Source organism: Pseudomonas sp. SGAir0191, from assembly GCF_002812565.2.
Classification (GTDB): domain Bacteria; phylum Pseudomonadota; class Gammaproteobacteria; order Pseudomonadales; family Pseudomonadaceae; genus Aquipseudomonas; species Aquipseudomonas parafulva_B.
On the sequence record NZ_CP025035.2, the window covers coordinates 1,490,318 to 1,515,593 of the forward strand.

15 protein-coding genes and 1 pseudogene are annotated in these 25,276 nt (G+C 58.6%); 9 read left to right on the forward strand and 7 right to left on the reverse strand.

The window, feature by feature from the left end:
• The first annotated feature begins 63 nt into the window (after positions 1–63).
• The 4 genes from CWR53_RS06780 (at position 64) to CWR53_RS06795 (ending at position 11,268) form a co-directional block, all read left to right on the forward strand.
• On the forward strand, positions 64–1,890 hold the full coding sequence (locus tag CWR53_RS06780; protein WP_138031811.1) for a hypothetical protein: 1,827 nt from the start codon (positions 64–66) through the stop codon (positions 1,888–1,890).
• 83 nt (positions 1,891–1,973) lie between these two features.
• The gene (locus tag CWR53_RS06785; RefSeq protein ID WP_100851104.1) at positions 1,974–4,463 is read left to right on the forward strand and encodes a hypothetical protein; all 2,490 of its coding nucleotides are present in this window, start codon (positions 1,974–1,976) and stop codon (positions 4,461–4,463) included.
• A gap of 1 nt (position 4,464) precedes the next feature.
• On the forward strand, positions 4,465–7,353 hold the full coding sequence (locus CWR53_RS06790; protein WP_100851105.1) for a hypothetical protein: 2,889 nt from the start codon (positions 4,465–4,467) through the stop codon (positions 7,351–7,353).
• Positions 7,354–7,422: 69 nt separating this feature from the next.
• Positions 7,423–11,268 carry an RHS repeat domain-containing protein gene (locus tag CWR53_RS06795; RefSeq protein ID WP_181405470.1) on the forward strand — a complete coding sequence of 1,282 codons (3,846 nt, stop codon included), beginning with the start codon at positions 7,423–7,425 and terminating at the stop codon, positions 11,266–11,268.
• Between the two features lie 106 nt (positions 11,269–11,374).
• On the opposite strand, the pseudogene CWR53_RS06800 reads toward CWR53_RS06795, so the two are convergent.
• From CWR53_RS06800 to CWR53_RS06815, 4 genes and pseudogenes are all read right to left on the reverse strand, one after another.
• Positions 11,375–12,620, reverse strand: a pseudogene (locus tag CWR53_RS06800) (IS256 family transposase).
• A 101-nt stretch (positions 12,621–12,721) separates the two neighbouring features.
• A complete protein-coding gene (locus tag CWR53_RS06805) occupies positions 12,722–13,306 on the reverse strand; it encodes a fimbrial protein (RefSeq protein ID WP_258313215.1) in 585 nt (194 codons plus the stop codon).
• A gap of 32 nt (positions 13,307–13,338) precedes the next feature.
• A complete protein-coding gene (locus CWR53_RS06810) occupies positions 13,339–14,064 on the reverse strand; it encodes a molecular chaperone (RefSeq protein ID WP_058605764.1) in 726 nt (241 codons plus the stop codon).
• A 65-nt stretch (positions 14,065–14,129) separates the two neighbouring features.
• Positions 14,130–14,669, reverse strand: coding sequence for a fimbrial protein (locus tag CWR53_RS06815; protein ID WP_058605763.1), 540 nt, complete (start codon positions 14,667–14,669; stop codon positions 14,130–14,132).
• Between the two features lie 397 nt (positions 14,670–15,066).
• On the opposite strand from CWR53_RS06815, the gene CWR53_RS06820 reads away from it, so the two are divergent.
• Positions 15,067–16,608, forward strand: a complete 1,542-nt coding sequence (locus CWR53_RS06820) for a hypothetical protein (protein ID WP_138031812.1) — start codon at positions 15,067–15,069, stop codon at positions 16,606–16,608.
• 39 nt (positions 16,609–16,647) lie between these two features.
• Here the strand turns inward: CWR53_RS06820 and CWR53_RS06825 are convergent, their stop codons facing one another.
• Positions 16,648–17,055 carry a PA2817 family protein gene (locus CWR53_RS06825; protein WP_058605761.1) on the reverse strand — a complete coding sequence of 136 codons (408 nt, stop codon included), beginning with the start codon at positions 17,053–17,055 and terminating at the stop codon, positions 16,648–16,650.
• 78 nt (positions 17,056–17,133) lie between these two features.
• A complete protein-coding gene (locus CWR53_RS06830; RefSeq protein ID WP_100851108.1) occupies positions 17,134–19,581 on the reverse strand; it encodes an acyl-CoA dehydrogenase in 2,448 nt (815 codons plus the stop codon).
• A 285-nt stretch (positions 19,582–19,866) separates the two neighbouring features.
• Between CWR53_RS06830 and CWR53_RS06835 the strand changes: the two genes are divergently transcribed.
• From CWR53_RS06835 to CWR53_RS06845, 3 genes are all read left to right on the forward strand, one after another.
• Positions 19,867–20,490 carry a glutathione S-transferase gene (locus tag CWR53_RS06835; RefSeq protein ID WP_058605759.1) on the forward strand — a complete coding sequence of 208 codons (624 nt, stop codon included), beginning with the start codon at positions 19,867–19,869 and terminating at the stop codon, positions 20,488–20,490.
• 145 nt (positions 20,491–20,635) lie between these two features.
• Positions 20,636–21,568, forward strand: a complete 933-nt coding sequence (locus tag CWR53_RS06840) for an ABC transporter ATP-binding protein (protein WP_100851109.1) — start codon at positions 20,636–20,638, stop codon at positions 21,566–21,568.
• Positions 21,565–22,344 carry an ABC transporter permease gene (locus CWR53_RS06845; RefSeq protein WP_100851110.1) on the forward strand — a complete coding sequence of 260 codons (780 nt, stop codon included), beginning with the start codon at positions 21,565–21,567 and terminating at the stop codon, positions 22,342–22,344. Before CWR53_RS06840 ends, CWR53_RS06845 begins: the two co-directional genes overlap by 4 nt.
• Here CWR53_RS06845 and CWR53_RS06850 read toward each other — a convergent pair.
• Entirely contained in the window at positions 22,228–22,860 is a 633-nt protein-coding gene (locus CWR53_RS06850) for a DUF2062 domain-containing protein (protein WP_138031813.1), read from the reverse strand. The two genes, CWR53_RS06845 and CWR53_RS06850, sit on opposite strands and share 117 nt — an antisense overlap.
• A 142-nt stretch (positions 22,861–23,002) precedes the next feature.
• Here CWR53_RS06850 and CWR53_RS06855 point away from each other — a divergent pair, with 142 nt between their 5' ends.
• Positions 23,003–25,219 carry a DNA internalization-related competence protein ComEC/Rec2 gene (locus tag CWR53_RS06855; protein ID WP_100851111.1) on the forward strand — a complete coding sequence of 739 codons (2,217 nt, stop codon included), beginning with the start codon at positions 23,003–23,005 and terminating at the stop codon, positions 25,217–25,219.
• The last annotated feature ends 57 nt before the right edge of the window (positions 25,220–25,276 follow it).

Below are 25,276 nucleotides of genomic sequence, written 5' to 3' on the forward strand. Positions count from 1 at the left end.
AGTAGCCAGCCATGGGCAGTAGTCTGAAAACTAGGGGCATCTCAACCCGCCTGGAGCCTGTTCATGGTGCCTCAACGCCCAGTGAAAAATAGGGGACAACAGTCCCAGCGTAACCCCGCACCTGAAATCCCCGCGCAAAATGCGTTGGGTGAAATTGATCTCAATGAATTAAATGGCCAGCCGTTGAAGTTTTTGATCAAGGATGCGGACTTAAAGTTCGGTCAGTATATCTACCCAGTCTGGCGAGGCCTCGCCGCAGACGGCACGCCTTTTGATGAACTGGGTGCGCAATGTGAAGTGCCTGTGGACTACGACACTACAAAAATGATGGTGGCCGACGTTTCTAATCGTTATGTTGAACCCTTTGATGGTGGGTGGGCATTTTTATCATACAAGGTTGACAACGCGGCAGAGAGCACCCCGGATTCCCAGCGCATCTTTTGTTACTTGGGTTTGCGCGACCGTGGCGATGTTGCCGAAACCCTGGCGGTTGCTCAGGCGCGAGAGTCGCATGACCGTGTGATTGTCGCAGCAGACCTAGAAACAGAAGGTGTGCGTTTGCTGGCGCCAAGTTACCGGGCCATGCAGGCCGGCGACCGCATCGAACTGGTGGTGCGCAAGTTCAATGCGGCAGGCGACGAGGTAACGCCACCGGCGAGCGAGTTGTTTGAGGTGACCGAGGCCAATGTGGGCGAACCTTTGCAATGGCAGGTGGCCAAGTCGCATTTTATTCGCGTGCAGGAGGGCAGGGTAGCGTTTCAGTACACCGTCACGCTGGTCGGTAACGGCGAAGAAGTTGCTTCCCCTGTGCAGGAAATGGCAGTAGCCAGGGCTTCGAGCCCCGTTGACCTGTTGCCAGAGGCTAAGCTCGATGGTTTTACGGGGGCGCCGCTTGACCCCGGCAAGTTTCCCGGCGGGGTAACTGTGCGTGTGCCGGTAAACCCCGATTTGCAAGCGGGGGACTACTTGCTTCTGCACTGGAAAACACCTCTCAAGACCGAGCCTGAGGTGCAGTTTGCGCGTATGGATGCCAGCAGCCTGGAAAGCGATGAAACCGTGTTTCGAGTTGACGCGGCGTTGCTTGTGCCGGGTGATCACCAGGTGTTCTACCAAATTGCGCGTGCGGGCCATGCGCTGACTTCGCACCGCCTGGATGTCGAGTTCGAAACGGCACGCAACCTTGCTGCGCCAGGCATCGAGCGCGCTAGCGACGATGGCAGTGGCAAGCAAGTGCTATTGGCGGACAGCGCGATTTTAGGGGCTTACGTCACGGTGCCTGATGTGTCTTTGCGCCCCGGCGAACACCTTGAGGTTCACTGGGACGGTTATGAGCACAACGGCAAGCAGATTACCACCACGCCGGTGGAGGAAGGCGGCCGACGCTTCAAGATTGACCCCAGCGTGGTGGCTGCGAACATGCACCAGCCCGGCGCGGACAACAGCAGGCGTTTTAAAGTGTTCTACCACATCGTCGATGACGAGGGGGGGCGCTCGGCGGCTTCCCAAGCTGTGGACTTGCGTGTTCAGCCGCTGACTTTCGATAACAATATCAAGGGCCTGCAAGCCCAGACCAACGGCGAACTTTGGCGGTCCAAACTTGTTGCGAACGGTGCAATGCTCGAAGTGTCCGGCGCGTTACTTTGGCCGTTCGCTGCGCCAGACCAACTGTTCACACTGGCCATTCAAGACGGCGTCATATTACGGGATCGAGTGCCGGTCACACCTGTCGAATTCGCTAACAAGCGGATACAGCAATGGTTGAGTGTTGCAGTTTATAACGGCTTGGACGAAGGCAAACAGTACACCATCAGCGGGACTGTCAGCTTCGACAAGGGCGACAGTTGGCATAAACTTCTGCCGCTATTAATCATTCCTAGAAAGTCAAAGTAAACGAAGCCGGCGTTGGCCTAAATCCGTCTGACGGTCGGGTTGGCGTCGCACCAATCAATGCATGGGACGTGGAGACTAAAGCGATGAAAATTGAAAGTGCTGTAGTGGCTCAAGCGCCAGAAAATCCACTTGAAGCATTTTATAAAGCAATGGATGCGGGCCCTAAAACATGGGGTTGGGACGCGCTGTTAGTGTTTTCCAGGAGCGCTACAAACGCGCTGCTCTCGCAGGAGTACATTGATCGGGCGCATATTCCGGATTTGTTCTTTCCCCCTTTACCCGATGGCAATGTCGACTCCGGGAATGGTATCGAGCATGTCTTGCTCGGGCTGCGTCTCGACAAGGCGAGGCTGTCGTTCGAAAATGCAAACTTGAAGGACCCGAAAGCTAAGTTGCAAATGCGTCTGGTCGGGGGGAAGCATCTTGAAGTGATCGAAACATTTCTGGATGGCAACCCGGTCAGGAGCGTGCAAGCCCTGATCCTCTACAACGCCGCTGCGCACGCTGTGCTGGATATGAACATTACGTTAGACGCCGTGGCCGGTACCGTTGATGAAAGCGGTAAAGTTTTACTTGATATCAATCAAGGTTATGACCATCTGTTCAGTGGTGGCGGCACTGGGCCTGAGCGCGTTCGCTTGGGCTTGTATTTCAGAGATCTGTTTGAAACCTGGGCGAGGGAAAATAAAGAAATGCTGCAGTTCCCGCTCAGCGAGCTGGCCGTTGACGATACTTCGCTGCTCAATCCCGGCGTCTTTATGTTAGGGACTCATGCAGAACCCGGTGCGAAAGTGTTGGGTAGTGCGAATCAGGGGGACGGTGCAGTGGTGGTATTCGTGGCCATGCGCGGAAATCAATCAGGTGGTTATCCTCCAGAGGATAAAGATTTGTTGTACATGCTGCCTGATTCGCCTAACCCGTACACCAGTAATTTAGTGTTGTCGCACAAGCTGGTTGCGCAGCACGTCGTGAAGCTGGGCTTTGACCAGTTTGACTGGATGAAAGGAAAGTTTGACCTGGTGGCGTTGAAAGACGACCTCAACCAAGTGGACGAAAACCGCTACAAATTGGTGGCCAACGCCGTGAGCGGCGGTGGAACCTATGCCGAGTTCAATTACTCTGATGACAACTCTGGTGGGTCACATAACACGTGGCGCTGGAAATTGAGAATGGACGGCGCCACCATCAACCTTTTTGACAAGGGCAGCGAAGTCGTTTTCGATAAAAGAATGCTGAAGATAAACTGGTCCTCCGCTATGCCAGTGGGTACTTTGGTGTATTGGCTTCAGACCAATGATTCCGTCGGCGACACCATTCCTCTGCAGGTCTCTGCGAAGGTAGAAATTCGTGCAGATTGTAAGTTTGATGTTTCGCGGGAGGACAATAAAACCACGCTTAAGTTTTCGGTGAGCAACTTTGAATCGAGTATAGAGATTTCTATTGAAGACGGCTTCCGTTCTGGGGATGCTGGCAACGATGCCAGAGCAAAATCCGAAAATCTAAAAGCGCCACTGGCGGCTGCATTGAGTGAGGCTGCCAAGGCTAAACTTGATAGCCTTAAGGTCATGACGTTCGAAATTGATGCGTTGCGCCTGAACCAATTGCTATTCCGAGGCGATAATGTCGTTGACCCGCGCGACGTGGCGGTGCCGAACGACTTGACCCTGCTCGGTAACTTGGCGCCCAAGCGCACCGCGATGTCCATCACGCCTCTGGAACCGATCGTGGCAAGCGGTGGGTTTATTGATTTCAGCGCCTCGTCTACAAGCGGTATCACCTGGACAGTGGAAAATCTCCCTGGCGAAACTGGAGAAACTGGGAAGTTCGCTACACCGTCGGTGGGGCGATATACGGCGCCATCCGATGACGCCTTGGTTACAGAAGGCCAGCGCCGAGTGATTGTGACGGCCACCAGTGGGGACCAGGTCAGCCGCGCGCTGGTCAGTATTGTACCTAGCCATGTCTCGGTGAACCCTTGGGTGGCGGTGGTAAACCTGGGCAAAAGCTATGCATTGTCGGCAGGCACTCCCGATAATGCCGAGCTGAAGTGGAATCAGCCAGAACTGGGTAAAGTCGATGAGGATACCGACCCGCTTAACCCAGGGGGTCAAAAGTACACCGCGCCAACCTCATTGCCTAAGCGTGAATCAACCCAGCCGAACCATTACAGAGTGCTGCGCCTGGACGAGGTCACCGTTGAGCCGGCTGCAGGTGGCACGCCCGCGACCATCGACATGCTGGTCGTTGGGGCCAAGAGCCCCAACTACTGGATTGAGCCGGCAGTCAATGCCGATGGCTCCGTGGCGCTGCCTTTCTATAGGCTTAGTATGGACATGGAAAAGGTCAAGGTACCTGAGCCAATCGAGTGGCACGTGCTGCGCGGTAGTGGGACCATTGACAGCAACACCCAAACCTATAAGCCCGCACCCGGTTCTGACGACCAGTACGTCATCATATCGGCCTTCTACGTCAACGACTCCCCCGATACCCACGACTATGTGATTTTGCCACTGCCATTCGTACCGGTGCGCAATTACGCCGAGATTCTCAGCCCAACCATCAAGGAGGTTTGAGATGAATACTAAGGCTACTTCGCATGAAAAACAGGAAACATCGGCACGCATAGGCTGGGGTGGCATGCTTGCCTTGGACCGCAGCCTCCTTGACCTTGTGCTACGTGAGCAGTATCTCGATGCGCTTGCTAACTTTGGTGCGATGGACCCTATCCATCTGGAGGCCTATCTTGACGAGGGCGAGCGCATCAGCGTTTCGGTGCAAGGGATGGTGCTGGGCGCGCCCCAGGTAGGCTTCCAGAATGCAACAGGGTTCAGCTCGGACTTGACGCTGCGGATGAACATCATTGCCGGGGAGTACATGCGAATTCTGCATCTTCCTGGCAGGCCTAAGCGCGTCGTGGAAAGCTTCACCATCACCGAAGGCATGGGCTATCGTGTCGAAGCACCGCTGGCCCTGGAGTGTAGCCGGCCAAAGACGAGCCGGTTCGCCTCGCTGGAGTTAAACCTTGCTCGTGCGGTCGAGTTTTCCACCAATCTGGGGCCAACCGAGTATGCCGGGGTCATGATTGGCCGGCGCTTGCAGGAATCGATCAGCTATATGCGGGCTTACCAGCTCACCTATTCCCTGGGCCGTTTCGTCATGGACGACTACCATCCGCTGAGCCCGGATCAATTCATGGTGCGCACCATGCTCGCACCTTGGGGAAAAAGTGAAGGTAGCCCCCGGTACGGGGACGGGGCAGCGCTGGTCTTCATGAAACTGGGGATCGACCTGCGCGCAGGGGGGCAGCCAACCCCGGGTACCGAAATCCCATATCCGATCGCAGAGAGTGCTACCAATTTGCCGGGTACCCTGATCCTTGTTCCGGATATCGCAGAGCTCGGGGCTGGTGGGGTGAAGGATGTGCTGAGTACCTTCAGCCTGCCCAACGGTTACGACTTCGTTACTGGTACACCGCAACCAGGCATCGACCTTGTGGTGCCCGGACAGTGGACAAAAACGCAGAACGCCGCAACGGTAGAGCCTGCTTTGGCGAGCGTGGTATCCGGGCGCACCATCGCCTTCACTGTTGATGGCGCGCCTGGCCCGGTGCAGTGGTCGGCCACCAACCTGAAACGCCCGGCGGCGGTCGGCACATTCAATGGTGCCATCTATAGTCCGCGTCCTGCAGGCAGTTTCGTCGAGGACCAGCAGATGGTGCTGGTGACTGCCACTTCGGCTGAAGGCGGTGACGCAATGCGCAGTCATGCCTTTGTCATGGAAACCGCGCGAGCGGTGCAGGTCGTGCCTCGCGTTGCCACCTGGGTGCAAGGTGAAGAGCCGATCGAGCTGCGCGCCTCTAGTGTCGATGCCGGTAGCCTGCAATGGAGCCTAGTGGAGGCAGTATTGCTGTCGGAGGGGGAGCAGCGAGTTCAGACGCTTGCCGAACCTATAGGGAAACTCGAAGACAAGGGGGGCGGCCGGGCCATTTTCACCCCCGACCCGCCTGGCAGCGACCGCGATTTGTTCAAGGTCCAGCGAATCCGTTGCACCAACCGGCAGAACGGGGACAGTGCTGAAGCTTCGGTGGTGGTGATCAGGTGGCATGCGGGCCTGAATGTGGTGCCGTTCCACGTGGTGCAAGGGCTTTCGGTTCAATCCATACCCTTCACGGTAATGCCTGACGAGCCTGAGCTAGACCTTCGCCGCGATATAACGTGGACTGTGAATGGCGAAGGAGTGTTCGTTGGCAACGTTTACACGCCTCCGGAAGATCCCCGATCACCCATTGCGGTGGTGACTGCGTTCGATGGCGTTGAGCGCACCGGCTACGCCATCGTCGAGTTCAGCGAAAGTCGGCAGGAAACCGCTGGCCTGTTGTCATGGGAGAGCCTTAGCACCTTTGAACTTAAAGCCATCAGCGCGCCGCAGTGCTTCGCCAATGGCTGGCAGCAGATAGAAGTTGAGGTGACCGTTGCTGCGAGTAACGATCACAACGATCAACCGGTCGAGATCTCCGACGCCGATTTGGCAACGTTGAAGTTCTTGAATGTGGACAGCAACAACGAGCTACCTTTCCTGGCGCCGGATGAAGAAGCCTTGGCCGTTGGCAAGGCGGATGAAGAAGAGGAGGACTGGGCGGTAAACAGGGAGGCGAACAACATCAACCGGCAAGCAACAGCGCCCGCTGGGGGGAGCGCGCCGTTGGCGGCCAGAACCCGCCGATTCTACCTGCACTCCCGTAAGGCGGGGGTGATCAACGTGATTGCGTCGATACAGAACACCTTGACGGGCAAGACGGTCACGTCTGCAGCCACCGGCGAGAAAGGTAAGCTCGAGTTGCGCGGGCTGGTCACCCCGTCCTTCACGCAGGAACTGTATTCCTTCAAGCGCACGCGTGTGGCGGGGGATGCGTCACCGTCCGAGGGCGATGAATTCGCTTATGTCGATACCAGTACCGACAACTGGTTGCTTGAGCACGTCCTCAGAGAGGGCCGAGTGATCAAGTTCGCTCGCCTGTTCATCAAGGATACCGAACGAAAATCGGCTGTACGTTGGTCGTGGGAGCCCGGGACGTCGCCGGGGCCAGTCCTGGACGATGATTTCGTCAGCTTCACTGGGTTCTCCTTCCAGTCGGTTGATGGCCGAGTGAAGGACGATGTGCTGTTCGACGGACTTCTTTACCGCATGGCCAAGCATCGAACGTATGCACTGCCGACGCAGGTGCAAGGCACCAAGCCCGGTGCCGGGCAACTGATGATCGTCCTGCAGCGGGATACGGGGTTTGTTCTCTCGAGTAAAAGCGAGGAGTCGGGATATCGCCAGGCGCTTGAAAAAAACTTGGAGTTCACGCTGCTGGATGTGGAAGGTAACGAACATCCCCTGACATTTTCTTTTGCTGTCACGGCTGACGAAGAGAGGCAGGGCATCACCCACCGCGATGTTCTGAAACTTTCAATTCGCTGAGCAACGGCTCACCTGGGTGCATGGGTGTGCCGAGGTGAGCCCACCATTCTTTTTCGGATGATAAACAAGATGGCCATTGAAACCGTACTTCACTCCAATGCACTGAATGCGCTCCCCGTTGAGCAAAAAGTCGACCCACGTACTGGCCAGTATGCGCTAAGTATCAACTTGCCGTCCCTTGTTGGTAATTACCAGGTCGGTCCAGAGCTGCCCATTCGCCTGGTGTTCAATACATTCAGCGACAAGAATGTCGGCTTTGGCCGGGGGTGGTATATCGACCTTACTCAATACGTGCCGGCTACGCGCATGTTGCGGCTTCACACCGGAGAAAGTTTCAAGGTGACCGGGTCTGGTGCAGAGCCGGGCATCAAGGAAAGAAAACTCGAAAGCTTTCGTTTTTTCGACGACAGTGAAGGGGGCAAGAAACAATACCGTGTGGTGCACAAGTCCTATATGGAAGAAGTGCTGAGCGAGTACGGTACCGGGGATAATCTTGTTGCACTGCCGTCTGAGGTTCGCGCCGCTTCGGGCCACCGGATTCTGTTGAGCTACACCGCCAACCAAAGGCTGGAGCGCATTGTCGACGGCACGGGTCAGGCGTTGCTGGAAATCAGCTATGGCAGCACGGTAACACTCAAGCTGCATCCTGGGGCCAATGGCGGCAAGCCGGTCGCCGAATACAAGCTCAGCCTGGTCAATGAGCAGTTGCGTCAGGTCGACTTGCCGGCCGAAGTGGGTGGCAACTGGCGGTTCGAATACACCACGTCTTTTGGTCTGACCTGCCTGGCCAAGGTTTCGACACCCTACGGTAGTGTGGAAGATATCCACTACGGTGAGGACGGTGATACAGGCCATCTGCTGCCAGGCGGTGGAACCCGTGCGGCGATACCGCGTGTGACCTCGCATACGGTCCACCCTGGCGGCGGCCAGCCGTCGATGAAAACCAGCTACACCTACACCGTTCTGCAAGACAGCATTGAGGCGCCGAACAACTTCGTCGGTAACGGCAGCGGTGTCAGCTGGCGTGACGATGGTGAGGACAACCTCTATCGCGCCCGCTCCACCTACCTGTATGGCAGCACGGCGTCTCAATGGGGTAAAGGTGCGGATGGCAAGGACCAGGTATTGCGCACCACCCATCGCACGTACAACCGTTTTCACTTGCAGGTGGGTGAGGTCGTGGTGCAAGGCAAGAACCAACTTGTCAACAGCACGACGTATCACGGCAATGTAACGACTGAGTTCGAGAATCAGCCGCGTAACTTCCAGTTACCGCTGGAGCAGACCCAGGCGTGGTCACTGCTGGGGGATGCTTCCAGGTTTCGCCAAGAGCCTGCCACAAGGACCGTATATGACCTGCATGGCAATTTGGTCGAGCAGATCCTGCCCTCCGGGCAGCGCACCGTGATCGCGTATTACCCTGCCGAAGACGACCCGGACGGCTTCGTACGCAACCAGAAGAGCGTGACGGAACATCCCGCAGCGGTTGGCGACGAGCCTGCGCCGGTACTGCGAAAAAGCTTCCAGTACAAGGCGCTCGCTCGGGTAGCTTATCCGGGTGCCTCGATCAAACAGTCGGCGTCCGGTTGGCTGGTCCTCACGCAGGAAAGCCTGTGTGAAGTCGTTGGCGAGGTAGAGCAGGCAGCGTTGAAAGTGACCACCATGACCCCGGTCGATGACCCTGCCGACTTGCTGCGCCATGGGCGTTCCTCGCTGGAAACCCTGGTCATGGGCGGTAAAACTACCACGACCGGTTTTACGTACAGCTTGGACGATCTCAACGGGCACCCTGTGCTGGTCACTGAGCAGCAGGTGACCGGCTTTGATCATGGGAGTATCGACCAAGAAACTGGCGAGCCGCGCCATGTTTGCAAGGTGATCACGCTGAAGCATTCGATGCTCATTGGCGAGCCGTTGCTCAATCGCGATGACAACGATGTTGAAATCGAGTACGCCTACGATGCGTTACGCCGTGTGGTTCGTGAGACGGTGTCACCCAATGACGGTGCGTATACGGCATCTCGCATCTACAGGTACGGGCTTGTGAGCGCACCGGGTGGTCAGGCCGTGCAAACCCGCATAGACGTCAAGGGAGTTGCCATCAACTCATACATTGATGGCCTGGGGCGAGTGGTCTGCGAAGAGCGGCACGATGCTGACGTCGACGCAGAAGATGTCCGCCTGCGTCAAGTCTTTCGCCCACGCAGCTCGTTTACCTACGATGAACTTGGCCAGTTGACCGAGGCAATTGAATACGACTGGAAAGGCGACCAGCAAATGCCGTTGGCGACCCAGTATGCCTACGACGATTGGGGCGTACAGCGTTGCGAGACAGGGCCGGACGGGGTCAAGCGGTTCCAGGAGCATGACCCGATCGGGTCCAACCCTTACGGGACCGACCCCGAGGGCAATCTGCCCACCCAAACCGAGTGGAGCGAGTCTGCAGATGGCAAGCTGAGCCTGGGCAAGACCATCACCTGGTTGAACCTGTTCGAGCAGCCTGCCCAAGTGCAGCGCTTTGACCTGGCGGATAAAATGTACGCCACGCATGAGTACTTCTATGACGGCTTGGGGCGCAATGTACGGGAGATCGATGCGCGTAAAGCCGTTACCCGCTCCAGCTATGACGCTTTCGGCCGCCTGGTGGACCAGACACTGGCGGACAGGTCGGTGGTGCATCGCGACTATGCCGTGCACAGCAGTGAAGACTTGCCGATCAGTATCAGTGTCAAGGGTGTCCTGCTAGGCGAGCAGGTTTTCGACGGTCTGAACCGTATGATCACCTCTGTTACCGGCGGACGGGCGCGACACATGCACTATGAGCCTGGCCAGATCAAACCGAGCAAGGTGCGGACAGCCGCTGGCAATGTCATCGAGTATGAATACCTTCCTCAACTGGGTGAGGAGCCTCAACTACGGCGCATTCCGGGTAAGCAGGCCGACTATACATTCGACCCGCTCAACGCCCGGCTTACCCACTGCAAGGAGGAGGGAGAGGAATTGAGCCGCGTCTATTTCAGTACCGGCGAAATCAAGCAGGAAACCCGCGTGATCGGCGACGAAACCTATACCATGGAGTACGGCACCAGCCTGTTGGGGCGCCAGTTGTTCTATAAGGACGTTCTCGGCCAGACGCAGACCTACGATTATTATCCCAGCGGCCTGTTGGAGTTTACTGCACTGGGGAGCACAAGCAGTTGGTTCTTCTATGACGGGCTGAGCAATTCCCAATGCATACTCACCCTGGATGGCACTCAAGGACTAGCCACCGAGCTGGAGTACGATCACCAAGGGCGCGAATGCCTGCGTCGGTTTGTGTTCCTCAGTAGCGTGGCTGAAGCGCCGATCGAAGGCTTTAAGTTCGCCAATGAACGTGTGCAGGCGCTGGTTGCAGAGGCCGGGCTTTTGGTGCAGGGAGTACAGGAGCTGGCGCAGGAATACAGCGTGCTCGACCAGATCACGTCAAAACGCTTGAGTGATAATGGCACTGTCTTGCGTGAGGAAACATTCAAGTACGACCTGCGTGGTCGGCTGGAGGAATACAGTTGCGATGGGCTGGTTTCCCATAGCCCGACCGACCCGGCTGGGAAGACTATTCGTCAGCAGTATTTCGAATTTGATGCGCTCGATAACATCACCTGGGTGCTGACCGAATTCGAGGAAGAGGACGGCAGCAAGGGCAGTAACGAGGCTACCTATCTATTCGACAATGAAGACCCTGCGCAATTGAGTGGCGTGCGGAATACCCATTCCGACTATGCAGACTTCACATTGCAATACGACAAGGACGGCAATATGAGCCTCGATGACAAGGGCAAGACGCTGAAGTACGACGCCCTGGGCCGCCTGAGCAGCTATGACGGCAGTGGTTACAGTTACGATCCTTTGGACAGGTTGTCAGGCCAGGAGGTATAAGGGCAGATGAAGTGAAGATCGGGCCGAGGAGCTGGTGCCCCTGAGAGTGTCAGTTTTTTTGTGTGCGGGCCGATAACGGCCTGCCGTCAGGCGGGCCATGCTTTTATTAGGTCGGCCTGATAAACCGATCTCCGTACAGAATCGCGAATTGATTCATCGCACTTTTCCAGTCATGAGCCGCCGAGCCTCAGTTTGCCGTGATGTTACGCAGCCCAAGCCAGATCAGCTTGGTCGCTGCGTCATCCGTCGGGAAGTGGCCCTGGGTCTTGATGATCTTGCGTAGCTGAGCGTTGATGCTTTCGATAGCGTTGGTCGTATGGATCACTTTTCGAATGGCAGGCGGGAAGACAAAGAATGCAATCACCCGATCCCAGGCGCGTCTCCAGGCCGCCCCCACCGTTGGGTACTGCTTACCCCAAGGGCCTTTTTCAAAGTCATCCAGTGCTTGCTTAGCCGCTTCTGCGTTGATGGCTTGATAGACCGGTTTAAGCGCCTTGGCCAGCTCACGGCGCTTGTCCCACGCCGCGTAATCGAGGCTGTTGCGGATCAAGCGGACGATGCATGTTTGCAGCGTTGTCGCCGGAAACACTGCGCTTAGCGCCTCTGGCATGCCTTTGAGACCGTCGGTCACGGCAATCAGCACGTCCTCTATGGCCGCGGGTCTTGAGGTCATTGAAGCCCTTCATCCAGAACTTCGTACCCTCGGTGTTTTCGATCCAGATGCCAAGAATATCGCGCGTTCCATCGGGTAAAACACCCAGCGCCAAGTAAATCGCCTTGTTGCGGACAAGGCCTTCTTCTCGGATCTTGACCCGCAGCGCATCGAAGAAAATAACTGGGTACATCGGCTCAAGCGGTCGCTGTTGCCACGCACCAATTTCCTCCATCACCTCGTCTGTGACTGAGCTGATGAAGTCATGGGAAACGTCCGTCCCGTATTGCTCAAAGAGGAAAGCTCGGATTTCGCGAACGGTCATGCCACGGGCATACATGGCGATGATTTTGTCATCAATACCGGTGGAACGCCGCTCATGCTTGGGGATCAGAATAGGGGCAAAACTGCCATCCCGATTGCGGGGAATCTCCAGCCGCAGCGAGCCATCACCCCTTAGAACCGTCTTGCCCATTTTGCCGTTGCGCTGGTTGGTTTCATCCTCTGGGCGCTGCGCGCCCGGCGGATACCCCAAGTGGCGACCGAGCTCAGCACTCAATGCTCGCTCGATCAAAGCCTTCTTGAAGGCCGCAGAAGCGTCTTCGATAGCCTCTGCGGTCATCAGCCCCTCACCGAACTGCTCGAGCAGCTCCTTGGGAATTTTTGGTAGGTCACGCAGGGGTTTCTTTTTGGTGGGCATACATGCACCTCTTACGCATGTTATGACCGAACACAAAATTTCTGACACCCCCGTGCCCCCTCGGTTAAGCGAATACTCAAGCAAATTGACCCCAGTAACGCTTACGGTATGTCCACCCTGAACTGCACATCACTGTTGGCAAAGCCGGCGGTTACCTGCCTATCGATCGCTTTGTAGGCAGCAGAAAACAGCATGTCGGTGGGTTTGGTGTCATACAGGGGGTACTGTTTGGAGGCTATTCCGTTGTCTACTGGTGTGCCTGTGTTGTCCTTGATGATCAAGGCCAAACCCGTAGCACCACCTGGTTCCAGAGCATACAGTGTACCGCTGGCGCCAGCGCCGCCATAGTTCCCGGTAAAGGTCACGCGGGCATTGGCCCCTGGCAGCAGTATACAGCCACCGCCCGGTGTAAGGCGCAAGCCGAAGGCGCGGTTGGCGGCCTCGTCATCTGCTTGCTTGAATTGGGCTGTGCGCACTGTGCCCATGTAGATTCTGGAAGCAGGCAGACCTGTCGAAGGGTCGATGACTTCAATCGCACAGGTCCCGCTGCTCACCTGGCCGAAGAAGTTGATCGAGCCGCTGTTCGCAAACGCCTGTTGACAGGCCATTGCGAGCGCAAAGGCAATGACGAGAGGCTTCATGGAAAGCTCCTTGATTTCTTGAGTCACAATGGCAAACGAGCCCATAGGGCTCGCTTGCAGGTGTCGGGTGGGAGTGCTCAGGGGCGGCTGGACAGCGCCTTCTGCATCACCGGAGTAGCGACCCCGTAGTCATTGATGGTGGTAAAGGTCAACTGCAAGCCTCTGAGCGATTTGATCCGGGCAAGGTCATAGACCTGCTGGCCAAACGGTGGCGCCATGGCCATGGCCTGTATAGCCTCTGTCGCACCTGCAGCGCTGACTTCCAGGCGGCCGAACGTGTAATGGAAGGGTGTCGGGTTATCGACTACCAGCTGGACACGTCCAGGGCCTTGACGTACGGACCATTTTAGCTCGCCGATGCGGTCGGCGGGCCGGTCAGTCAATTGGCTGGGGCGATAGAAGAGCTTGAGGCGCGTACGCAGTGCGATATTGAGGACGTTCACATCATCAGGGATGACCTCGGGGATTTCCTGAACATTGAGGTAGAACAGTGTTTCCCTGTCATTAGGCAGCGCGTTGGGCAGGTGGTTGATCTGCACCATCTGCTCTTTGCTCGGGTCCAGACGGAACAAACCGGGAGAGGTCACCAGCGGGACGGGTGTGTCTGTATCGTCCTTGGCGGTGTTGACCCAGCTTTGCACCGCGTAGGGGCGAGGGCTGGGATTGGCTATCACCACCGAGGTGCTGCGTTTGTCGCTGTCGAACACGACTCGCGTGGTATTGACGGTGAGCGCTGCCTGAGTAGTCTGCAGGGTGGCTGCCAAGTAAATACCCAATGCGAGGCGGCGCGGGTGAATCTTCATCTGAAGATACCTTCTGAATGATATGAGGAAGCCTCAGGCGGTATCAGCTCGCCTGAGGCGCGTTCTCATGGAATATCGACCAGAAATTGCACATCGGTGTTAGCCGTCCCGGCCGTCACGGCGGTACCTATGGATTTATAGGCCGCAGAGAAGATCATGGTGGTAGGGTTCGTGGCATCCAGTGGGTAATCCTTGGAGGCCAGGCCGTTATCCACGGGGGTGCCGGCATTGTCCTTGATGATCAAGGCCAGGTTGTTGGCTCCGCCTGGTTCCAATGCATACAACGTACCACCTGTGCCGGCGCCGCCATAGGCGGCAGTAAAGGTGACAGTGGCATTGCTACCAGGGGCAACGACGCAACCAGCGCCTGGGGTGACACGCATGCCGAAGGCGCGAGATGCCGCTTCATCGCCAACGGCGGTGAACTGCGAAACACTGACGTTGCCCATGTTGACGCGGGCTACCGGCAGGCCTGTCGACGGGTCGATGATTTCGATCGGGCACGTCCCGGCATGCACCTGGCCGTAGAAGTTGATCGAGCCAGTGTTGGCTAATGCGGCGTTGCTGGCCAGGCCAAGTGTTAAGGCCAGGAGAGTTTTTTTCATTGGGAGCTCCAGGTTAGAGTGTGTCAGGTGGATATTGAGTAAGGCTGCCAAGCATCGCTAAATGCGACGGTGCACAGCGTGCGAGTTTGTTTGTGGTTCGTATGTAGGAAAAATCTGAAGTCCGATTGGCTTGCGCCGATGTTCTCTCCCGGTTCTACAGCAGTTGTTCGATGGAAGGTGGTGCTGTTTCCATGGTCTGTTTCATAGAGCGTGGAAGGGCCGTGTGGTTGCGTCAACTGATAGAAATACCAGTTGCCAAACCGTAAAGGCTATGTAGGCGGGGCAGCACAGTTGCACTGTGAGACTAAACTTTGTCTGGCGACTGATAAAAATGCCAGTTGACTCGATTTTTTTGGAGTGGGGTAATTGGCGCTCATACCAGGCAGGGGGCTCTGAGGTGAAAAAAAACAAAAATGATGAAGCGACTGGCGTCGGCTCACCGTCTACGGAGGCGGTGTGCACAATGTTCACGAATGCATTTTGGATTAATGCGCTGTGGCTAACAGACGCTAATAGTGATTTTCTGATTGAGTCGTTTGTAAAGACTCGGCCGCCTGCTTTAATGGGGCGCGAGGGGGCAGAGGCGTTGCTGAGGAAGTTTTCCAAAATCGAAATACTGTCATGGGGTGATTACAATAAGTTGATTATTCATTCATCCCATGAATACCTCATGTTTACGAAGAGACTCTCCAACTTGGGCGCGGAACAGATCCTGCGCTTGACGGAGATCAACTTTGGCGCCTCCGTGAGATTCTCAGCCACGTTACCAGTGCTAGAGTGCTACCTCCGGTACCGGGCGCAAGGTCAAAGTGTGCTGAGTTTCGAATGGACGGGTGGGGCCGACTATGGCTTTTACGACACGAAGGACTCAACTGTCGAGACTGCAGCGCCTCCCGAGTATATTGAATATTATGACCAGAGAAAGAAAATTGACATTGCGATCATGCCGCGCCCTGAAAGTGCGAAGCTGCAAGATCTTTATATCTACATGATTCCAGACGAAAACCGGTCCGTCCGGCATTTTATTTTTCAGCAGCGGCCCGTTGCCTATGACAGTTTGGTAAGCGGGGTGCAGCAACCCATCGCGCTCGCTCCCGCATCAGATGCAGCCTTGTTTGGCTATTTTCCAGAAAAAAATTTCCCAGAGATGGGGGCAGGTAGAGCACCTGTGGACAGCACATTCGTTGGCGATTTGGTGACCCCACCGGGGTCGACTGAATTGGTTGGCGTAATGGATGACGGGGAGTCGATATTCGTCGGCTACAGGAGTGTCGACAAGAAGTCATTGAAGCCCGCTGAGTCGGCTATCTCAGCCGTGACGTACAAAATTTCACCGTACTCACAAGTTTTCCATGCAGGGGATGCAAAGGAGCGGCTTGGTTTCGTCTATCTACCAATGCCTGGTGTCAATTGGAGTGTGACGGGTGATGCAGGCGGTACCCTTGTCAAAGAGGGTACTGATCACTTCTACGTACCTGCCCTCAAGCCACCCGGTGTCGCCTTCAGTGTACCGGGAGAAACCTTGATCCCAGCCGCTACCAGGGCTAGTTTTCCCCGGGTGCCAGCACGTACCGATGTGCTGACGGCGGCGGGAGATGGGATGAGTGACTCGGTATCTTTCGTCACGACATTCGTGTATCCGACGCATTTCATCCGATTTACCCTTGCAGGCAATGCGTTGCAACTGAACTGCTGGTATTTCAACCTCGACATGGAAGAAACCGCAGTGCCGGCCGAGGATGTTGAGTGGCACATCCTTGCAGGCAACGGTGTGGTATCGGCGCAAGGTGTGTTCACGCCTGCGTCGACAGCGCCGAGTGATGTCACGGTGGTGATGGCTCTGGATACGCGCAATGTTGTTGAGTGGCGCTTCGCGGTGACGATCATTCCATTGCCATTGCTGTCTGCGTACGACGCGTTGCGGCTACAGCAAGCGTGACCAGGGCTGCCCGAGGCGCATCGCCCCAAGCGGATAAAGTCAGTGAGGAGGGCCGGGCTGCAGGCTCAGCATCTGTTTTTCCTGGTTCCAGTCGAACGGTTCATCGTTCTGCTCGGCTTCGTAGCGGCGCTCTTCAAGACGTTGATACAGGTCCAGTTCGTCATCGGGCATGAAATGCAAGCAGTCGCCGCCAAAGAACCACAGTAGATCCCTGGGTACAAGATGAGCGATCTGTGGGTAACGCTGGATCACCTGGCAGATCAGGTCTTGCCCCAGGTATTGACTTTTCAGCGGGTTTTGCGGCAGCAGGGTCAGTAGTTCGTCGAAGCGTTCGAGGAACAGGGCGTGGCTTTCCTCGGGTACCTGCTCGGCTTCGCCCAAAGCCACCAGGATGGTACGCAGGTGGTTAAGCAGTTGCAGGTTGTAATCCAGGTGGGAATTGGCCATGGGGCGGTCCTCGGGGTGATTGAAACGGAGGCGGAGTATACGCCGGTTGGGGATGGGGAGGCAGAGCGCCCCCATCAATCAACGCACCTTGCCAGGTGCTGGCAGCAATTGCTCCTTGTCGAAGGCATCCACATCGATCACTGCCCGGCGTGCCTGTTCCGCTGCGTGCAGCCGTTGCCCTTCGTCAGGCTGCAGCACACCGCTTTCGATGGCCGCATCAATCACCGACTGCCCAGGTGCCGGCCGTACCTTGCCGTCCTTGATCCCCAGGTGCAGCGCCTTGTGCAGTGGCACTGCCTCATCAAGCAAGTCGCAAGCCCGTTGCAGTGCCGCCACTGGGTCACCGTCCGCCTGTGGCCGGAAGCAGCCCGCGAGCAGCTCTTCCAGCGCTGGGTCACCCTTGTTACGCCCAATCAGCGCCGCTACCTCTGCATCCAGTTCATCGCTCGGCCCGGTATGACGACGGCCGAAGGGGAACACCAGGGCCCTCAGTGCACAGCCGACAAAGCGGTTGGGGAAGTTGTCGAGTAACCTATCCAGGGCCTTTTCCGCCTGCCCCATGCTTTCTTCCATGGCCCAGCGTAGCAATGGCTGCATCTGCTCGGGCGAGCCCAAGTCGTGATAACGCTTGAGCGCCGCACTGGACAAGTACAGATAACTCAGCACATCGCCTAGCCGGGCACTCAGGCGCTCGCGGCGCTTGAGGGTGCCGCCCAGCAGCATCATCGACAGGTCCGCCAGCAATGCAAAGGCTGAGGCCTGGCGGTTCAGGGCGCGGAAGTAGCCTTGGCTGAGGGTATCGCCTGGTACGCTTTCCAGGCGGCCCAGTCCCAGATTGAACACCAGTGTGCTAGCCGCATTGCCGGCGGCGAACATGATGTGCTTCATCAACAGGTCATCGAACTCTCTTAGCGCCTGGTCGCGGTCCTCACGGTGGGCCAGAGCCATTTCCTTGAGTACGAACGGGTGGCAGCGAATGGCGCCCTGACCGAAGATCATCAGGTTGCGTGAGAGGATGTTGGCGCCCTCGACCGTGATGAAGATCGGTGCCCCTTGCCAGTTACGCCCCAGGTAGTTGTTCGGGCCCATGATGATGCCCTTGCCGCCGTGCACATCCATGGCATGCTGGATGCATTCGCGGCCGCGCTCGGTCAGGTGGTACTTGAGGATCGCCGACAGCACCGAGGGCTTCTCGCCCAGGTCCACCGCTTTGGCCGTCAGCAGGCGCGCGCTGTCCATCAACCAGGCGTTGCCGCCGATGCGTGCCAGCGATTCCTGGATACCTTCGAATGCGGCCAGCGGCACGTTGAATTGCTCGCGGATGTTGGCGTACTGGCCGGTGACCAGGCTGGTGTACTTGGCGGCGCCGGTGCCCACGGCGGGCAGGGAGATGGAACGGCCCACCGACAGGCAGTTCATCAACATCATCCAGCCTTTGCCGAGCATGGCCTGGCCACCGATAAGGAAGCTCAGTGGCACGAACACGTCCTTGCCGCTATTGGGGCCATTCATGAAGGCGGCGCCCAGCGGCAGGTGGCGTTTGCCGATGTCCACGCCGGGGGTGTCGGTGGGGATCAGCGCCAGGCTGATGCCCAGTTCTTCCTCCTCGCCTAGCAGGTGGTCCGGGTCGTAGGCCTTGAATGCAAGGCCCAGCAGCGTGGCAACCGGGCCTAGGGTGATATAGCGCTTTTCCCAGTTCAGGCGTAGGCCGACGACTTCCTCGCCTTGCCACTGGCTCTTGCACACCACACCAGTGTCGGGCATGGCGCCGGCGTCGGAGCCGGCCAGCGGGCCGGTGAGTGCGAAGCAAGGAATGTCGTCGCCACGGGCCAGGCGTGGCAGGTAGTGGTCGCGTTGCTCATCGGTGCCGTAGTGCAACAGCAATTCGGCCGGGCCGAGCGAGTTGGGAACCATCACCGTGGAAGCCAGATCGCCGCTGCGGGTGGCCAATTTCATCGCTACCTGGGAGTGGGCGTAAGCGGAAAAACCCTTGCCACCGTACTGCTTGGGGATGATCAGGGCAAAGAAGCCATTCTGTTTGATATGCGCCCAGGCCGCGGGTGGTAGGTCCATGTCCTGGCCGATCTGCCAGTCGCTGACCATGGCGCACAGTTGTTCGGTAGGGCCGTCAATGAAGGCCTGCTCTTCGTCGGTCAGCTTGGGTGCCGGGTAGGCCAGCAAGGTGCGCCAGTCGGGGCGCCCGCTGAACAGTTCGCCGTCCCACCATACGGTACCGGCGTCGATGGCTTCACGCTCGGTTTGCGACATGGGCGGCAGGGTGCGCTGAAACCAGTTGAAAACCGGGCCGGTGAACACCTTGCGGCGCCAGTTGGGCAGCGCCAACAAGGCGCCTTTCAGTGCCAGCACGAGCCAGATCAGTGCTAGCAGCCAGCCGGGAGCGCTGCTGAAAATGCCCATCAGCAGCACATAGGCGGCCATGATGCCGAGAATCTGCAAGGGTGCCAGGCGCCTGTGCGTGAGGTACGCCGCGCCTATCACCAGCACTACCAACCACAACAGCAACATAATCGGTCCTCCTTGGAACCAGGGGGCTTGAGCCGTTCCGGACAGCTTAGACGCAACGCCGGGAAAGGCAGGGTCAGAACAGTGACAGGGTGTGGCGGTGGGAGTTTCAGTCCGGTGATTGCCTGTACTGGCCCTTTCGCGGGCGTGCCCGCTCCTACAGGGGGGGGCACCGTTCCCAGATAAGCCCCGATTCTTGTAGGAGCGGGCACGCCCGCGAAAGGGCCGGTACAGGCAACAAAACTCTGGAGTAGACTGTGCAACATCCGCATTCATAAGGACGTTGCCATGCTGAAGATCTGGGGCCGCAAGAATTCGAGCAATGTGCGCAAAGCGCTGTGGATCGCCCAGGAACTGGGCCTGGACTTCGAATCGATCGACGCCGGCGGCGCCTTCGGCGTGGTCAACGAGCCGCACTACCGCGCCCGCAATCCCAATGGCCTGGTACCCATGCTTGAAGACGGTGACCTGACCCTGTGGGAGTCCAACACCATTGTCCGCTACCTGTGCGCCGAATATGGCACCGAGCAAGGTTGGTACCTGGAAGACCCGCGCCAACGCGCTTTGGCCGACAAATGGATGGACTGGGCCACCTCATCCTTCGCAGCGCCGTTCCGCCCGCTGTTCTGGGGCCTGGTGCGCACCCCCGAAGACCAGCGCGACTGGGTGGCGATCAACGCTGCGCACAAGCAGTGCGCCCAGTTGCTGGCCATTGCCGACGAAACCCTGGCCACACAGCCCTATCTTTCCGGTGACCAGATCGGCATGGGCGACATCCCACTGGGTTGTTTCGTCTATGCCTGGTTCGAAATGCCCATCGAGCGCCCGGCCATGCACCACCTGGAGGCCTGGTACGAACGCCTCAAGGCCCGCCCGGCCTACCAGGCTGCAGTAATGACTGCGCTGACCTGATCGAACACTACGGCTGTTTCGATAGTCACTATCAATACACATGACTGTACTTGTGCGGCCGCGCCTTGCACCATTGGCCGCACTCACTGCGCCAGTGACCTTATCTGGCGTGTCCTGCACCTTATTTTTCGGTAAGTGACCCGCTATGAGTTCTGCCCTGTCCATTCGACAGCTGACCAAAACCTACGGCAACGGCTTTCAGGCCCTCAAAGGCATCGACCTTGATGTCGCCGAAGGGGACTTCTTCGCCTTGCTCGGCCCCAACGGCGCCGGCAAATCCACCACCATCGGCATCCTCTCCACCTTGGTGAACAAAACCAGCGGCACGGTCAATGTGTTCGGCCACGACCTCGACCGCGAGCCCTCGGCGCTGAAGCGTTGCCTGGGCGTGGTGCCACAGGAGTTCAATTTCAACCAGTTCGAGAAGTGCTTCGACATTGTCGTGACCCAGGCTGGCTACTATGGCATCCCGCCAAAGATCGCCAAGGCGCGTGCCGAGCAGTACTTGACCCAACTGGGCCTGTGGGACAAGCGCGACGTGCCATCGCGTTCGCTGTCCGGCGGCATGAAGCGCCGGCTGATGATTGCCCGTGCGCTGATCCACGAGCCGCGTTTGCTGATTCTCGACGAGCCGACCGCCGGCGTGGACATCGAGCTGCGCCGTTCGATGTGGAGCTTCCTCACCGAGCTGAACCAGAAAGGTATCACCATCATCCTCACCACCCATTACCTGGAAGAGGCTGAGCAGCTGTGCCGTAATATCGGCATCATCGACCACGGCACTATCGTCGAGAACACCAGCATGCGCCAACTGCTGGGCAAGCTGCATGTCGAAACCTTTGTCCTCGACATCAAGCAGGGCCTGGCCACGGCGCCGGTGTTGCAGGGTTACCCGTGCCGGCTGCTGACCCCGCACACCCTGGAAGTACAGGTAGAGAAAGACATCGGCATCACCGCCCTGTTCGGCCAGTTGGCCCTGCAGAACATCGAAGTGCAAAGCCTGCGCAACAAGACCAACCGACTCGAGGAGCTGTTCGTGGCCCTGGTGGAAAAAAACCTGTCGAAGGTGGCCGTATGAGCGTGGAGCTGCGCACCAACTGGGTCGCCCTGAATACCATCGTCTATCGCGAAGTGCGGCGCTTCCTGCGCATCTGGCCGCAGACCCTGTTGCCGCCGGCAATCACCATGGTCCTGTATTTCGTCATTTTCGGGAACCTGATTGGCCGGCAGATTGGCGACATGGGCGGGTTCACCTACATGCAGTACATCGTGCCGGGGCTGATCATGATGTCGGTGATCACCAACTCCTATGGCAACGTGGTATCGAGCTTCTTCGGTAGCAAGTTCCAGCGCTCGATCGAAGAGCTGATGGTCTCACCGGTATCGCCGCACACCATCCTGGTGGGTTATGCCCTGGGTGGCGTGCTGCGTGGCTTGGCGGTAGGGGTGATCGTCACCATCCTGTCGATGTTCTTCACCGACCTGCAAGTGCACCACCTGGGTGTGACCGTGGTAGTAGTACTACTGACGGCGACCATCTTCTCGTTGCTGGGGTTCGTCAACGCGGTGTTCGCTCGCAATTTCGACGACATTTCGATCATCCCAACGTTCGTGCTGACTCCACTGACCTACCTGGGCGGCGTGTTCTACTCGATCACCCTGTTGCCACCGTTCTGGCAGACCGTATCGCTGGCCAACCCTGTGCTGCACATGGTCAATTCGTTCCGCTACGGCATTCTAGGGGTGTCGGACATCAGCATCGGCACGGCGATCACGTTCATGTTGGTGGCCACCGCCGTGCTCTACCTGTTGTGCGTGCGGCTGCTGGTCAGCGGCCGGGGCATGCGTGCCTGAAACCTTGCACCGGCATTGGCGACGACGCCATTGCCGGCCTACCCACCAGCGCCAGTACATCAGGGTACTGAAATAGCCGAGCAGACCCAGCAGTACGGCGCACACGATTGAACCGAGCAGGAAGGGTTGCCAGACCGTCGACAGTTGTTCAGTGATCCACTGGAAGGTCAACGCGTCGGGCAGCGCGCGTGGCGGTACCTGCATCAGCCAGGCACCGACCATGTAGGTAACGAAGAACACCGGCGGCATGGTCAGCGGGTTGGTCAGCCATACCAGGCTGACGGCAATCGGCAGGTTACCCCGCAGCGGGATGGCCAACGCAGCGGCCAGCAGCATCTGTGCGGGCATCGGGATCAATGCGGCGAACAGGCCGACGCCCATGGCTCGCGCTACCGAATGACGGTTCAGGTGCCACAGGTTCGGGTCATGCAGCAACTTGCCGAAAAAGCGTAAGGACTTGTGTTCCCGAATACTGCTCGGGTCCGGCATGAAGCGTTTGAATAGTCGGCGCGGCATGGGGGCTCCCGGGGCGTTGACCGGGGCAGTATGCCCTGATTCGCGTTCAGCCTCGTTCAGAGTTTGTGACAATTGTTGAGCAAACAGCGCCGGCAAGTGGGCTATGCCTCAGAGGTTGATTCACCTTCTGGAGCTCTACCTCATGCGCACAGGGATGTTGGCGCTCGCCCTTGGTCTGCTCAGTCTTTGCCTGGTACCTCAATTGCCATCGGTCGGATGGCTGCTGATGCTTGCAGCGGGCGCCGTCGTCAGTCTGTTCACCCGGGGTTGGTTATTGGGTTTGTTCCTGCTGGGCTTCTGCTGGGCCTGCTGGTCTGCCAAGCAGGCCGTGGAGGATCGTCTGGCGCCAGGGCTCGATGGTCGCACCTTATGGCTGGAAGGGCGGGTGGCCGGTCTGCCGGCGCGCACTGCACAAGGCGTTCGCTTCGAGCTTGAGGGCGCGTATTCCCGGCGTGTCGATTTGCCGCAACGACTGCAATTGAGCTGGTTTGACGGGCCGCCACTGCGTGCCGGCGAGCAGTGGCGCCTGGCCGTCACCCTGCAGCGGCCGACCGGCCTTCTGAACCCCCACGGGCCCGACCGGGAGGCGCAGCTGCTGGCACGTCGGGTCGGCGCCAGCGGAGCGGTGAAAGCCGGGCAGTTACTGACGCCCGCGGCAGTCGGGTGGCGCGATGGCCTGCGCGAGCGTCTGCTGGCGGTCGAGGCCCATGGTCGGCAAGCCGCGTTGGTGGCGTTGGTGCTGGGCGATGGGACCGGCCTGGCGCGCGAAGACTGGCAGGCGCTTCAGGCCACCGGCACCGTGCACCTGCTGGTGATTTCAGGCCAGCACATTGGCCTGGTGGCGGGTCTGCTCTATGCCGTGGTCGCGTGGTTAGCCCGCTGGGGGCTGTGGCCCACCCGGCTGCCGTGGCTGCCTTGGGCCTGTGTGCTAGCCATGAGTGCGGCGCTGGCTTACGGCTGGCTGGCCGGGGCAGGGGTGCCAGTACAGCGCGCCTGTCTGATGCTGGCCGTGGTGCTGTTGTGGCGCCTGCGCTTTCGTCACCTTGGCGCGTTCCACCCCTTGTTACTTGCCTTGGTTGCCGTTTTGCTGTTCGAGCCGTTGGCGGCGCTGCTTCCAGGCTTCTGGCTGTCATTCGGCGCCGTGGCCACGCTCATCTACAGCTTCAGTGCTCGGCTAGGGGCCTGGCGACCCTGGCAGGCATGGACGCGAGCGCAGTGGGTCATCGCCGTCGGGTTGCTCCCGGTGCTGCTGGCCGTGGGCTTGCCGGTGAGCCTGAGTGCCCCGTTGGCCAACCTGGTGGCGGTGCCGTGGGTGAGCCTGGCGGTATTGCCGCTGGCGCTGTTGGGCACTTTGTTGCTGCCGCTGGGCGACGCAGGTGAGGCATTGCTGTGGCTGGCAGGCGGCCTGCTGGATGTCTTGTTTCGCGCGCTAGCACTGGTCGCCCAGCAGCGCCCGGCATGGGTGCCTCCGGCACCGCCGTTGTGGGCCTGGCTGCTGGTATGCCTGGGTGCACTGCTGCTGTTGCTGCCACGGGGTGTGCCCCTGCGTGGGTTGGGCGCGGTGATGCTTTTGGCGCTCTGGGTGCCTAGGGAGCCGGTCTCGCACGGCCAGGTCGAGGTCTGGCAGCTGGACGTGGGCCAAGGCTTGGCGGTGTTGCTGCGCACCCGGCAGCACAGTCTGCTCTATGACGCCGGGCCGGCCAGGGGCGAAAGCGATCTGGGTGAGCGGGTCGTGTTGCCCACCTTGGGCAAGTTGGGGGTCGACAGCCTGGATGTGCTGCTGGTCAGTCACGCCCATGCCGATCACGCCGGCGGTGCAGGTGCGATCCAGCGCGGGCTGCCAGTCAGACGGGCGATTGGCGGTGAGCCGCTGGAAGAGGTTCAGTTACAGCCTTGCGTCAGTGGCGAGTCCTGGGAGTGGGACGGGGTTCGCTTTTCCCTGTGGCGCTGGGCGGATGCGCGCACCAGCAATGACCGCTCCTGCGTGTTGCTGGTCGAGGCGTCGGGGGAGCGGTTGCTGCTGGCCGGTGACATGGAGGCGGGAGCCGAACGTGCGTGGCTGGCTGCCATGGATTCACCACGCATCGACTGGCTGCAGTCGCCGCACCACGGTAGCCGCAGTTCGTCGACCGAAGCCTTCATCCGCGCTGCGGCCCCGCGTGGGGTACTGATTTCCCGCGGGCGCAACAACAGCTTCGGGCATCCCCATGCACAGGTGGTCGAACGCTATCGCAGGCATGGCATGACCCTGCACGACACGGCAGTGGAGGGGGCGTTGCGTCTGGTGCTCGGTGCGCAAGGCGAGGTCGAGGGTATGCGCAGCCAGCGCCGCTTCTGGCGCGACGCCAGGGGTGGTTAATGCTGATGAGCGCCTGCCGCGCCTATGGTAAAGTGGCGACCTTTTCCAGAGGGCTTC

What these genes read in the sequence shown, in the direction of transcription:
- CWR53_RS06835 (WP_058605759.1), top strand. Translation starts at nt 19,867, where the DNA reads ATGCTGAAGATCTGGGGCCGCAAGAATTCGAGCAATGTGCGCAAAGCG.
- CWR53_RS06815 (WP_058605763.1), bottom strand. Translation starts at nt 14,669, where the DNA reads ATGAAAAAAACTCTCCTGGCCTTAACACTTGGCCTGGCCAGCAACGCC.
- CWR53_RS06810 (WP_058605764.1), bottom strand. Translation starts at nt 14,064, where the DNA reads ATGAAGATTCACCCGCGCCGCCTCGCATTGGGTATTTACTTGGCAGCC.
- CWR53_RS06790 (WP_100851105.1), top strand. Translation starts at nt 4,465, where the DNA reads ATGAATACTAAGGCTACTTCGCATGAAAAACAGGAAACATCGGCACGC.
- CWR53_RS06830 (WP_100851108.1), bottom strand. Translation starts at nt 19,581, where the DNA reads ATGTTGCTGTTGTGGTTGGTAGTGCTGGTGATAGGCGCGGCGTACCTC.
- CWR53_RS06850 (WP_138031813.1), bottom strand. Translation starts at nt 22,860, where the DNA reads ATGCCGCGCCGACTATTCAAACGCTTCATGCCGGACCCGAGCAGTATT.
- CWR53_RS06840 (WP_100851109.1), top strand. Translation starts at nt 20,636, where the DNA reads ATGAGTTCTGCCCTGTCCATTCGACAGCTGACCAAAACCTACGGCAAC.
- CWR53_RS06780 (WP_138031811.1), top strand. Translation starts at nt 64, where the DNA reads ATGGTGCCTCAACGCCCAGTGAAAAATAGGGGACAACAGTCCCAGCGT.
- CWR53_RS06795 (WP_181405470.1), top strand. Translation starts at nt 7,423, where the DNA reads ATGGCCATTGAAACCGTACTTCACTCCAATGCACTGAATGCGCTCCCC.
- CWR53_RS06825 (WP_058605761.1), bottom strand. Translation starts at nt 17,055, where the DNA reads ATGGCCAATTCCCACCTGGATTACAACCTGCAACTGCTTAACCACCTG.
- CWR53_RS06805 (WP_258313215.1), bottom strand. Translation starts at nt 13,306, where the DNA reads ATGGGCTCGTTTGCCATTGTGACTCAAGAAATCAAGGAGCTTTCCATG.
- CWR53_RS06855 (WP_100851111.1), top strand. Translation starts at nt 23,003, where the DNA reads ATGCGCACAGGGATGTTGGCGCTCGCCCTTGGTCTGCTCAGTCTTTGC.
- CWR53_RS06785 (WP_100851104.1), top strand. Translation starts at nt 1,974, where the DNA reads ATGAAAATTGAAAGTGCTGTAGTGGCTCAAGCGCCAGAAAATCCACTT.
- CWR53_RS06845 (WP_100851110.1), top strand. Translation starts at nt 21,565, where the DNA reads ATGAGCGTGGAGCTGCGCACCAACTGGGTCGCCCTGAATACCATCGTC.